This window comes from Flavivirga eckloniae (genome assembly GCF_002886045.1).
Taxonomy (GTDB): Bacteria; Bacteroidota; Bacteroidia; order Flavobacteriales; family Flavobacteriaceae; genus Flavivirga; species Flavivirga eckloniae.
This window is the reverse complement of the sequence record NZ_CP025791.1, coordinates 271,071-282,884: the sequence shown is the minus strand read 5'-3', so window position 1 is coordinate 282,884 and position 11,814 is coordinate 271,071. Positions and strand designations below refer to the sequence as shown.

At 32.3% G+C, this 11,814-nt stretch carries 10 protein-coding genes; 6 read left to right on the top strand and 4 right to left on the bottom strand.

The window, feature by feature from the left end; genetic code table 11:
- Complete coding sequence (locus C1H87_RS01165; protein ID WP_102754063.1) at window positions 1-1,065, top strand: alkene reductase; 1,065 nt, start codon at window positions 1-3, stop codon at window positions 1,063-1,065.
- A 190-nt stretch (window positions 1,066-1,255) separates the two neighbouring features.
- Window positions 1,256-2,302, top strand: coding sequence for a glycosyltransferase family 9 protein (locus C1H87_RS01160; RefSeq protein WP_102754062.1), 1,047 nt, complete (start codon window positions 1,256-1,258; stop codon window positions 2,300-2,302).
- A 20-nt stretch (window positions 2,303-2,322) separates the two neighbouring features.
- Here C1H87_RS01160 and C1H87_RS01155 read toward each other — a convergent pair whose 3' ends face one another.
- Window positions 2,323-3,603, bottom strand: a complete 1,281-nt coding sequence (locus tag C1H87_RS01155; protein WP_102754061.1) for a hypothetical protein — start codon at window positions 3,601-3,603, stop codon at window positions 2,323-2,325.
- 134 nt (window positions 3,604-3,737) lie between these two features.
- Between C1H87_RS01155 and C1H87_RS01150 the strand changes: the two genes are divergently transcribed.
- Window positions 3,738-4,364, top strand: coding sequence for a family 16 glycoside hydrolase (locus tag C1H87_RS01150; RefSeq protein WP_102754060.1), 627 nt, complete (start codon window positions 3,738-3,740; stop codon window positions 4,362-4,364).
- Window positions 4,365-4,366: 2 nt separating this feature from the next.
- Complete coding sequence (locus tag C1H87_RS01145) at window positions 4,367-5,107, top strand: motility-associated ABC transporter substrate-binding family protein (RefSeq protein WP_102754059.1); 741 nt, start codon at window positions 4,367-4,369, stop codon at window positions 5,105-5,107.
- 10 nt (window positions 5,108-5,117) lie between these two features.
- Here the strand turns inward: C1H87_RS01145 and C1H87_RS01140 are convergent, their stop codons facing one another.
- On the bottom strand, window positions 5,118-6,029 hold the full coding sequence (locus tag C1H87_RS01140) for a peptidoglycan DD-metalloendopeptidase family protein (RefSeq protein WP_102754058.1): 912 nt from the start codon (window positions 6,027-6,029) through the stop codon (window positions 5,118-5,120).
- Between the two features lie 523 nt (window positions 6,030-6,552).
- Here C1H87_RS01140 and C1H87_RS01135 point away from each other — a divergent pair.
- Both C1H87_RS01135 and C1H87_RS01130 read left to right on the top strand, forming a co-directional pair.
- Window positions 6,553-8,397, top strand: a complete 1,845-nt coding sequence (locus tag C1H87_RS01135; RefSeq protein WP_102754057.1) for a T9SS type A sorting domain-containing protein — start codon at window positions 6,553-6,555, stop codon at window positions 8,395-8,397.
- A 365-nt stretch (window positions 8,398-8,762) separates the two neighbouring features.
- The gene (locus tag C1H87_RS01130) at window positions 8,763-9,392 is read left to right on the top strand and encodes a peptidase associated/transthyretin-like domain-containing protein (protein WP_102754056.1); all 630 of its coding nucleotides are present in this window, start codon (window positions 8,763-8,765) and stop codon (window positions 9,390-9,392) included.
- 523 nt (window positions 9,393-9,915) lie between these two features.
- Here the strand turns inward: C1H87_RS01130 and C1H87_RS01125 are convergent.
- Window positions 9,916-10,614, bottom strand: a complete 699-nt coding sequence (locus tag C1H87_RS01125) for a LytR/AlgR family response regulator transcription factor (protein ID WP_233783285.1) — start codon at window positions 10,612-10,614, stop codon at window positions 9,916-9,918.
- Complete coding sequence (locus tag C1H87_RS01120; protein ID WP_102754054.1) at window positions 10,614-11,684, bottom strand: sensor histidine kinase; 1,071 nt, start codon at window positions 11,682-11,684, stop codon at window positions 10,614-10,616. The genes C1H87_RS01125 and C1H87_RS01120 overlap by 1 nt, the downstream gene beginning before the upstream one ends.
- Between the last annotated feature and the right edge of the window lie 130 nt (window positions 11,685-11,814).

Sequence of the window (11,814 nt, the reverse complement as noted above, 5' to 3'; positions counted from 1 at the left end):
ATGAATGTATTAGAATCTTATCAATTAGGTAACTTAACTCTTAAAAATAGAGTAGTTATGGCTCCAATGACCCGTTGTAGGGCTATTAATAATATCCCAAACGAGCTTATGGCAGAATATTACAAGCAAAGAGCAGGAGCGGGGTTAATAATTACAGAAGGCACATCACCATCGCCTAATGGTTTAGGGTATCCTAGAATACCCGGAGCTTTTAGTGATGAACAGATAGCTGGCTGGAAAAAAGTAGCTGATGCTGTACATGAAGTAGATGGTAAAATATTTGTTCAACTCATGCATTGTGGTCGTATTTCTGGAAAGATTAATTTGCCACAAGGAGCTTTTACCGTTGGGCCATCTGCTGTTCAAGCTGCTGGGGAAATTTTTACAGACTCAGGGATGGTTACTCATGATACCCCAAAGGAAATGTCTCTTAAAGACATAGGAATAGCTAAAAACGAATATGCTAATGCTGCAATTAGGTTAGTGAATGAAGCTGGTGTTGATGGTATAGAAATTCATGCAGCCAATGGTTATCTACCAAACCAGTTTTTAAATCCAAGATCTAATAAGAGAACCGACGATTATGGAGGAAGTTTTGAAAATAGAAGTCGGTTTGTAATAGAAATTGTAAAGAAAGTTGTTGAAAAAATTGGTGCAGAAAGAGTAGGTGTTCGTTTGTCTCCTTATGGGGCATTTAACGATATGGAAGCGCATCATGATGAAGTAAAACTAATGTTTACTTATGTAGCTAAAACGCTTTCAAAATTAAAAATAGCCTATGTACACATTGTGGACCAAGGACCAGTATTTGACGCAGATTTAATGGCAGATATTCTTGAAACAATTAAAACGACATTTAATGGTACTGTAATTACTGGAGGAGACGTTAATAATATTAATAAAGCAGATGCTGTTATAGATAGAGGCTACGATTTGGTTTATGTGGGTAGACCATATATTTCTAACCCAAATTTTGTTGAGCAAATTAAACTAAATAAAACATTGGTTGATCCTAATATGGATTTGCTTTACTCGCCAGAAGCAGAGGGTTATACTACTTATTAATAATAGGTCTAGATCTGTTTTCAAAATAAAAAATATCTTAAAAGGGCTTACAAATCAACCACTTGTAAGCCTTTTTTTATATGCTGTGTTCGATAATGTTTATAAGGCATAATCAAACTAATACGAATTTGGTTGTCAGTAACCTTATTCGTAATTTGCGCCCGACTGACAACCATTTTAACTTAACTTGATGAAGATACCTAATAAGGTAAATGAGCTTAGAAGGCTCATAATGAACGGGCTGACTAAAAACATAGGAAATTCTTATTCTAACCCTAAAATAGATTTTAATAGCAAAATTGAAATTAAAAGAGTGCTTATTTCCAGACCAAACCACAGACTGGGAAATCAATTATTATCAACACCGTTGGTACAAGAAATTATTAATACTTTCCCCGATTGTAAAATTGATTTGTTTGTAAGAGGAGGTGTGGTTTATCCTGTTTTTGAGAATTATAAGCATATCGATAAGATTATTCAATTACCCAAAAAGCCTTTTAACCATTTATTGAGTTATGGATGCTGCTGGCTAAAGATAAGAAAGAAACGCTATGACCTCGTTATTAACGGTGATAGAAACTCATCATCCGGCAGATTGTCGACCCAGTTTGCTAGAGCGCCGTATAAAGTTTTTGGAGATATTGACGAAAGCATTAAAGCTACATATAAGGATTATGAGCACATATCTAAATATCCTATTTATAATTTAAGATTTTTTTTAGAGAAGTTAGGGTTTCCCAAAAACACTAGCGAAGTGCCTGTTTTAGATATTAAATTAACTGAGGCAGAAATAGCTAACGGAAAAAAGATATTGGACGGTATTATTAAAAATGATAAAAAAACAATTTGTATTTATACCAATGCAACAGGAAATAAGTGTTATTCCGAAGACTGGTGGAAAAGCTTATATACACGTATACAAGAAAAATACACAGACTATAATGTTATAGAAATGCTCCCTATTGAGAATATTTCTAAAATATCGTTTAAGTCGCCAAACTTTTATAGTAAGAATATTAGAGAAATGGGAGCTATTATTAAAAACACTGCCGTATTTATTGCTGCAGATAATGGGGTTATGCATTTGGCAAGTGCCACTTTAACGCCTACGGTTGGCTTTTTTTCTGTAACGAATCAAAATATATACGAGCCTTATGGCAATGGTAGTGTGGCTTTAAATACTAATGAGACAAACATTGATGATTGGCTTAAAGAGATAGATAGGATACTTAACTAAACGAGAGTTTGTTAAAAACACTATTCCTCGAAATCATCTTCGAATGCTATGTTGTTATCGGCATCGGTTAATTTGGTATAATCTATAGAACCGGTTCCTTCAAACATATAAAATAAGCCTACAACATCACCAAAATCCTTTTCAAATTTTTCAGAATAGGTTAAAGAATCATTTATGAAAATTTGAGCACTTTTGTCTCGCACACGTATTTCCATTTTTTGCCACTCAAAAAGATTTCTTCCTAGTAAGGAAAGATCATGGTTTGAACCGTCTTTGTAAATTTCACCTAATTTGTATTGACCATAAACCTCGCAGCCTTTTTGTATAAGTCTCACATAAAAAATATGTGCTTCGGTTACAATAAAAACTTTAAGCCTTGCACAATTTCTACCTTCAATAATGTTTTTATCCAATTTCGCTTTAGTTGTAAAGCTAAAATTGTTAGAGGAGATGTTGTACTTTTTACTGTGACTCACGCGGGTATAAAACTTTCGGGTTAAATCCACGTTCATTTTTCTTAATAAATCCTCAGAGATGTTAAAATGTCCATTATTAGTGAATGATTCTCCTCTAAAATGAATAAAGTAATCATCAGATTCATCATAATATATATGAGGTTCCCAGCCATCGCTTAGAATGTGTATCGCTTGTTTAGCAATAATGCTATCATTCGCAATTAGCTTTGCTCTATGGTAGCCTGCTTCATAATAAATCTCTGAATGTATATTTTTAGTTGGATCTATCTTTTTTCTTCGCCATGAATTCCATGATTGTTGAATAAAAAAACTATCTGCTTTTACATTGGTTACATCATAATTAAAAATAACGGTATTAGGAGTTCCTTTTGTTAGTGTTTTGTCTGCTTTAAAAGTAACGGGAGCAAGAATATCAATTTTCTCTGGAGTTTGCTCTTTAGAAAAGATAAAGAAACCAAAAATTAAAAGAATAAGCCCTATGCCAATAAGAGCTATAAACTTATTTTTTGAAAGGGAAGGCTTAAGAAGCTTTTTTCTTGGAATATGGTCTTCTTTCTTATTTTCTATTTTAAAATGTTGCCAATTATTGTAGCCCAATATTCCAACCAAAGCATTTAAGGTTGCTATTTGCGGTCCTTGTTTAAAATTGTTTTTCCAAACCCTTTTTAGGGTCGATAAACTTATACTTATTCCTATTTGCTCTTCTATATAGACAGAAAGAAGCTCTAGGTCCTTTTGTGTGTAGCCATGCCCGTTTCCGAAAGAAAACTTATCTTCAATCTGTTTTTTGCAAATTTCAATATAGTCAGATTCACTGTATCCCATAGACATGCAAATTTAGTACAATCTTCTACAATTTTTTATTGAAAAGCTAAAATGACCGAAGTTTGACCGCCTTTTTTTTAGTGTTAAAAACAGATGTAGAATAGTTTTGATGGGAAATCTAAAAAAAACTAAAAATGAAATATTTAAAATACATGTATGTACTAGCACTTTTTGTCTTTGTGAATTATACTTTCGGACAAAGAATAGTAGTAAAGCCTACACCAGATAGTTGGACAACATCTAACAGTCTAGCTACTTATAAAGACAAAATCATTCATTTAAAAAAGACAACAGAAAAAAGTGCTGTGTTATGGCTTAATGACATGAATTTTGAAAATGGAACTATTGAATTAGATATTAAAGGTAAAGATGAAAGAGGTAACAGCTTTGTTGGTTTGGCGTTTCATGGTTCTGACGATACAAACTTTGATGTTGTTTATTTTCGTCCTTTTAACTTTAAAAACCCAGAAAAGAAAGATCACTCTATACAATATATAAATGCACCTAATGAGCCATGGCATGTTTTAAGAAAACAGTTTCCTAAAAAGTATGAAAACTCAGTATTTCCAGTTCCAGATCCTAACAATTGGTTTCATGCAAAAATTGTTATTAAATATCCACAGATAAAAGTCTATGTAAACGACTCTAAAACGCCATCTTTGGAAGTTGATCAAAGAAGTGAAAGAACGGATGGTAAATTAGGTTTATGGATAGATAGTGAAGAAGGATGGTTTAAGAATGTTGTTATTCAAAGAGGTTAATTATGAACATGATCAAAGTTATTTACTCAGCAGTATTAATAGTGTGTTTTACATATGTAAGCATACTAAAAACAGGAGGTGAGTCTTCAAAAATACTAATAGATGTAGGGCATGGACAGCGGTTTTGGAAAGACCCCAAAATGATGAATGAAAATGACGGGCAGTTAAAAAGGGTGAATTATATGACTGATGAACTGATAAAAACAGTTTCTAAATTTAATGGCGAATTAGTTTATGCACAAAATGAAATAGCCTATGATGATTTAAAGCAAACAGATGTTTTATTTATTCATATACCATCTACACAATATTCTAAAAAAGAAGTAAAGAGCATTCAAAAGTATGTTAAGAAAGGAGGGAGTTTGTTTTTAACTATGGATGTCGATTATTGGTCGTCGCTAAAGCAAACAAACGTTAATGACATATTAGAAGGTTTTGACATTAGTTATGAAGGGAAAATACCCGACTCCCTTTCTGGAGGGTATACAACTAAAGGAACTATAACAAAAGAATCTTTAAAATTATCGTACCATGGAGGGCGTATAGTAAAAGGTGGTGTACCTTTCTGTTACGGTAATCAAACTAAAGCATTTCCTTTTGGAGTTTATAAAGAGGTTGGTAAAGGAAAAATAGTCGTGATGGGTGATGGCATGATTTCTTTATATATGACAACTTGGAAAGACGTGAGTAATTATCAATGTCAAGAATTTATGCAAAGCGTATTTAAATGGTTACTCGAATAGTATTAAACTTTTAAAATGTATATTCAAGAATTAATCTCTGGCCAATTCGTAAGGTAGTAGTTTTTCTAATACGATTGGTTCTGCATATGGTTGCAACAGATATATTATTCTTTGAAGAAATTCCAGATAAGGTATCACCACGCTTAACTATATAAACTTCCTTACGTTTATCTAAACTTGCAATAGCTTCTTCTTTAGTATGCAAAACCTGAAGCTTTGTCTGTTTTTTAGAACTGTGAAGTCCTGGCTTAGCCCAGTTGCTTGTTACCCAAATACTTTTGGCGCGTACAGTATTTTCGTCGCTAAAATCAAATAAATACTCTGGGTTTATCGATTTACCCTTATAGTTAATAACCAAATGCAAATGGCTTCCTCGGGCATTACCAGAAGCCCCTCCGTAGGCAAGAAGTTGTCCTTGTTTTACGGTATCATTAGCCTTAACCGCATATTTGGATAAGTGGGCATAAACAGTTTCGAGACCATTATAATGCCTTACTATTACAGTTCTTCCATGTCCTCTGGTATATCTGGATAAACGCACTATGCCATCGAACATAGATACCACACTATCTCCCGTAACAAGATCTATATCAATACCTCTATGGGCTCTTCCTCTTCGCCAACCATAACGGGATGTTACTACTTTTTTAATATTAATAGGAGAGGAGTATGTACTATCATCAAATTTAATCTCTACAGGAAAATCAACCTTTACATTCTTATAAGGGTTATATACTGTAGTGTCCCAGTGTTTTTTAGTTATATCTAAAAGTCTACGGGTGCTTTTAGAAGGTTTAACCTTTGTAGCTGTTTTAGCAAATGGGAAATCTGAATAATCGGTTAATTCAGTCGATGTTGGGTAATCCTGTCCGAAACTAAAAATAGATAGAACTAAGAAGAATAAAGTCGTTAGAAATTTCATATTAAAAATTCAATGCCTCCAAAAAATAGCCTTGTTATGCCTTTTAATTTTTCGCTGGGCGAATTTATATAAAAATATTAGAAACACGTGTTAATATACTGTTAGAGTTTAAAGAGGAGAAATATGTTAGTTAAAACGTGAAATATTTTAGACTAATTGATTAAAAAGAGCTAAAAATTAAGATTGTTTTAAAAGTGTGAATTTTCAAAAGGGAAAATAAAAGCAATTTTGCTTTTACTTGTATTATATGAATTGCTTCGTTCTTAATTGGGTGAAGCATTTTTTTTATAACATATTGTATATCAACATATAAAACAGATAGGTGTTTTAGAAAAAAAAAGATGCTCTTAAATTGTTATTAATACAGGGGTAGGAAAAAATAAAAGTAAGCTGTTATATACTTTGAAAGAAGTACATAAATAAGCATGCATTCAAAAATTAACAAATTATAGAATAAATCTTCTAGAATCATATAGGATGCCCCCTTATGTGTTCTAGTTTTAATCCCAAATATTAATTAATCATGAAAAACCTACTTTTGAAAAGACTACCCTTAGTCTTTAATTATCTTATCAATGCCAGAAATCAATTTATAGGTATTAAATCTATTACTTTTATACTGTGCACGTTTATGTCATATCATGCACAGGCAAACCCTGTAGCGCATATAACTGCAAGTAGATCAACAGGGCCAGCTCCTTTATCTGTTATTTTTGACGCGACTATGACAACTGACACAGATACTTCTTTAGATACCTTTAGACAATTAGGGTATTCCTTTTGTTTTGATGACAGTTCTAGTGGTACATGGACTCATAGTGGACTAAGCAAGAATAGAGAAACTGGTGGACCTATTGCGAGTCATGTGTTCGATACTCCTGGTGTTTATACTGTAAATGTTCGTGTTATTAATCCGAATGGTAGCTCGTCAGATGCATCCGTGACAATCACAGTTCTTGATTCAGATATTTTTTATGCAAATACGAATACTGTTGTGATATCAACAGGCTCAGATTTTACAGGCGCTCCAAGTGGTGCACAGCAAATAAGTAATGTTACTTCATGGCCTGTATGGGAAAGTAATAAGCGGTATTTACTTAAAGCTGGTGATGATTTTACAAGCCTTGGTAGAATAAGGATAATGCATCGCAGTAATTTTCATTTAGGAAGCTTTGGTTCTGGTGAAAAACCAATAGTAACACAGGTAGTGGTTGATATGGATGAGGACAATGCAGCTACACCACCAGAAAATGGCGTAGTACAAGGATTAAATACACCATTTATCGCACAAAGATTAATGTTCAATAATCTGTTAATATATCAAAATGATGTTATTGGCGATGGTGCTAATATCGTATTTGGAGCTGCTAATGAACAATATGCTAGACAGCAACGTGGTGCTTCTTCTCCTGAAGATTGGAAACATCCAGGTTTTATATTCGTAGTAGAAAATCATGTAAATATGTTAGGAGATCCAACAGGTTATCAAAATGCCATTGCAGGTTTAGCACATCACGTTGCCGTATTGGGTAACAGGTCTGAGCAAGCAAAAGAACATACACTTAGAATCTTTGGCACCTATAAATCGGTTGTTGGTCATAATTTGCTTACCGGACCAGCCACGGAACTAATACGTACCGATTTCAAATTAATGGCAAATGGTATTGATCATTGGCCAGCAGATCATTCTTTATTCAATGCAGGAACCACCACAAGGATATTGCCTAACACACAATACGTAAGGATTCACAATAATACATTTGGAAGAGCAGGAGCTCAATATAGTTGGCACCTTCAAGTTGCACCACAAGATGATGGAAATAGTCTTACTGTGGAAGGGCTTCGAGATATTATTATAGAGAACAACCAATTTATTGATGGTAATGAAGATGATGGGTTAGAGGTTGGTTTACAGACTTTAGGGCACAATATTATAGAAAGAGGAAATCAGTTTCCTTCAGTCTGGACCCGCCCAGTGTTCTATACAACATACCCGTCAAGTTATTCAGCATATTCAGCGCTTTATACGCCTTTCTGGCATGGGCCATATCATCTTAATGATACGATGCCCATAGTTAGTTCAGACCCTTGTTCTACCCTTGGAGTTGACACTACTGATCTAGAAAATGCATTGAAGGCATATCCTAATCCTTTAGTTTCGGGGGAGGATTTAACCGTGGTGCTTTCTCAAAAATTGGTTCGTGGAAAACTTGAGGTATTCGATATTTTAGGAAATGTTATTCATACACAAAAAATTATTGAAAATGAGACACAAGTATCTGGCCGTATATTTAATGAAGGTGTATACCTTGTTGTTATTCATACAGACCAAGGTACAGAGACGAAAAAAGTGGTTGTTTTAAATTAATCACAAAAACATAAGGGAATTATACTAAAAGAAATGTAACGAATACCGTAAGAGGTCTAAAAAAGTTCATAATATTTGATTTGTCAAATTTATAGTGATAGTGGGTATACTAAATTATGACATCAAACCTAACTTTTAGACCTCTTTTTTATATGAGTTATTTAATTAAAATACGCTCAAAATTCATCAATTTTGTAATTTGTTGTTTATAAAATAGCGGCTATAATTGTTGAAAATACGGTCATTTCGTCGATGAATTTTACCATCAAAATCATTTCATCGTGTAATTTAAGCGTTCATATGATTTTTATTTTTTTTAGGATATAATCTCTTAATTTTAAAAAAAATTATTAAGTATTTGTCCTATGAAAAATCTAATCTTACTTTTATGTTTAGTATGTTTTACATGCTTTTCTAATACAGTTATTGCACAAGAATCTGCTAGCATTGCAGAAGAAAAACCTGAAAATTTTAAAAAGCGTAGTCCTATTTATGATTACTCAGAGCAGAAGTTAAATAATGTAGATACCATACCAGATTTCGTATCAAAGCGAAATAAACTAAAAATAGTTGGTACCATTTACGAAAGTGATGGGGTAACTCCAGCAAAGAACGTCCTTCTTTTTATACATCAAGCCGATGAAAATGGGGATTTTGAATTAAAGAGACATAACAAGAAACGTTATGTACACCATAGAGGCTGGATAAAAACCGATGCAGACGGACGTTATACATTTTACACTTTTATTCCTGGTAAGTATATATATGGTAATGAGCTTAAACAAATACTACCAATAGTTAAAGAACCTGGTAAACCAGAATACAAAATAGAATCATTTCTTTTTAATAACGACCCTTTATTAAATACGTCTCGTCGTACACGTATTAAAGTTGATAAAGAGAGTGATAGAGTCCTTAAATTGGATAAAAAAGAAGGACTATTTGTAGCCAAAAGAGATATTATTCTTGGTAAAGAAATTGTAGAATCTTATTAATCTCAAACGTTTCTTAAACAGACTTTGTTTTAAAGTATTGAGTAGCTTCAAAATATTAAAAGGAGCTTAGGTATATATTGGATATTGCTTAACTATCCTTGATTTACAACTTAGATATTTAAAATAAAAAGCTGTCTATAAAGTATACAGTTATATACTTTATAGACAGCTTTTTTGGTTTATAATAACAGTAAGCATTACTTAAAAGATGCTTTTAAAAGGAATTAAGTAATCAAAAATATTTATAGAAAAATAAAACATTTGTTGTCAGATTTTTTTTATATATTTGAAATCTTCCAAATTAACCAAGCCTTAAACATAATATAATCATAAACAGGCAATTATCTACGTGGTCAATTAATAGCTTTCGTTGTTATTATTGTATAAAAAGAACATATAATAGAAGTTAATAAACGGTCTAAGAAAATAATCTTCGGCTGTTTATTATTCTTTTTTATTTATTTTATAATTAGGTCAGGATTAAGCCGAGTAAGCCATTACTCGGCTTAATATTTTTATGATGTTAAAAAAAAGAATCAAGTATATTCTTTTTATAATTATCACCAATTGGCAGCTCTATTTTACCTATTTCAACATCATGTTTAGTATAAGCAGTAATTTTATCACGATTTACGATATACGACCTATGAATACGTATAAAACGAGTATCCAATTCTTTTTCAAAGGCAGAAATACCGAATTTTATAGTAATAAGCTCATCTGCTAAATGAATTTTTATATAGTCTTTAATACTTTCAACATATAAAATGTTATCAAAAGCAATCTTAACTTTTTTTCTGTTTTTTGAAACAAAAATATGTGCCGCTTGTTGTTCGTTTTGAATCGTCTTTTCTGAATTAAGAGTTACCAGATGATGCGCTTTAAACTTTTCAAGGGCATTAAAAAACCGTGAAAAAGTGATGGGTTTTAACAAATAATCAACAGCATTTAGCTCAAAGCCATCCAAGGCATAATCTCGATAAGCCGTTATAAAAATAACCTTCGGTTTGTTAATCATGCTTTTAAAGAAATCGGTACCCTTTAAAACAGGCATTTCAATATCCAGAAATAATAGATCAATCTGTTCCTGTTGCAGAATTTTACTAGCTTCAATAGCACTGGCACAAGAAGCCACTAGTTCAAAATCGCTTAGCTGCGCTAAATGCGTTTGTATAAGCTCTCTGGCTAATTCTTCATCGTCAACAATTAAACACTTATACATTATTTACTTTCAAGTTTTAAGGTTACATCATAGGTTTCCTTTTCATCATTAATATACAAAGAATACCCATTGCCATACAATAATTCCAATTGCTTTTTAACATTGCTTAAACCAATACCCTTTATGGTATCTTTTTCAATATCTAGCTTAGGTTTGGAGTTTAAAATATTGAAAATAATCTCATTTTCATCTAAACTAATTTTTATTGAAATAAAAGCCTCATTCAATTCTTGAACTACGCCATGTTTAAAAGCATTTTCGATAAAAGTGAGCAATAATAAAGGAGCAATTTTTACGTCCTTATCAATTTGATCCGAAAAAGTAATATTCACTCGTTTTCCATATCTCAGTTTTTCCAAAGACAAATAATTCTTTATCAATTCAATTTCCTTGTTAAGCGGAACATAAGTGTCCTCACAGCGATATAGCATATAATCTAGAATATCCGATAGTTTTTCGATAACCTCTGGGGTTTCATCAGATTTTTTCAAAGCGAGAGCATACAAATTATTTAAGGTGTTGAACAGAAAATGTGGATTTAGCTGGTGTCTCAAAGCCGTTAGTTCAGCTATTCTTTTTTGCTCGTTGAGTTTTAAATATTTCTGACGATTTTTGTAAAAACGAGCCATTAATAGTAGAGCAGCAGGTGTTAAAAATTTAATCGATTTGCTTAAAAGAGCAGAAATACTTGTAAGCCGCTTCCAAAATGGTTGTTCAGCTTCCGCTTTTTGAATAGGGTTGTAATAATCAAAATACCTTGGATCGTAATAATACCACTTAAATAAGATATACAAGGCATACATAGTAATTAAGAGAACGATAAAACAAAGAACGAATAAAACTGTTTTTTTTCTGTTTAAAAAATGAGGAATTAAAAAGTAAATACTGGTATAAGCCGTAATTATTTGCAAGCTAACGATAGCAGTAGTAAACTCGAATAATTGCCTGTAACCGCTATAATTAGAGAAATTTATAAAGAAGAGAAAGTATAAAAATACTCCTAGCCAAAACACTAAATGTCTAAAAACAGGTGTGCTTAAAAAATAATATTTAGGTTTTGATCTGTCCATGATTAATCTTCTAAAATACGATTATACGGGGCATTGTATTGTAAATATAGACAAAACTGTTTTTGATGGTGATAAATAAGGCCTTTACGCATATAAAACTACAAATTGATCGAAAAGCTCTTTCTAATGG

Coding starts and splice junctions, on each gene's coding strand:
- C1H87_RS01130 (WP_102754056.1), top strand. CDS start 8,763: ATGAAAAATCTAATCTTACTTTTATGTTTAGTATGTTTTACATGCTTT.
- C1H87_RS01120 (WP_102754054.1), bottom strand. CDS start 11,684: ATGGACAGATCAAAACCTAAATATTATTTTTTAAGCACACCTGTTTTT.
- C1H87_RS01150 (WP_102754060.1), top strand. CDS start 3,738: ATGAAATATTTAAAATACATGTATGTACTAGCACTTTTTGTCTTTGTG.
- C1H87_RS01160 (WP_102754062.1), top strand. CDS start 1,256: ATGAAGATACCTAATAAGGTAAATGAGCTTAGAAGGCTCATAATGAAC.
- C1H87_RS01145 (WP_102754059.1), top strand. CDS start 4,367: ATGAACATGATCAAAGTTATTTACTCAGCAGTATTAATAGTGTGTTTT.
- C1H87_RS01135 (WP_102754057.1), top strand. CDS start 6,553: ATGAAAAACCTACTTTTGAAAAGACTACCCTTAGTCTTTAATTATCTT.
- C1H87_RS01125 (WP_233783285.1), bottom strand. CDS start 10,614: ATGTATAAGTGTTTAATTGTTGACGATGAAGAATTAGCCAGAGAGCTT.
- C1H87_RS01165 (WP_102754063.1), top strand. CDS start 1: ATGAATGTATTAGAATCTTATCAATTAGGTAACTTAACTCTTAAAAAT.
- C1H87_RS01140 (WP_102754058.1), bottom strand. CDS start 6,029: ATGAAATTTCTAACGACTTTATTCTTCTTAGTTCTATCTATTTTTAGT.
- C1H87_RS01155 (WP_102754061.1), bottom strand. CDS start 3,603: ATGGGATACAGTGAATCTGACTATATTGAAATTTGCAAAAAACAGATT.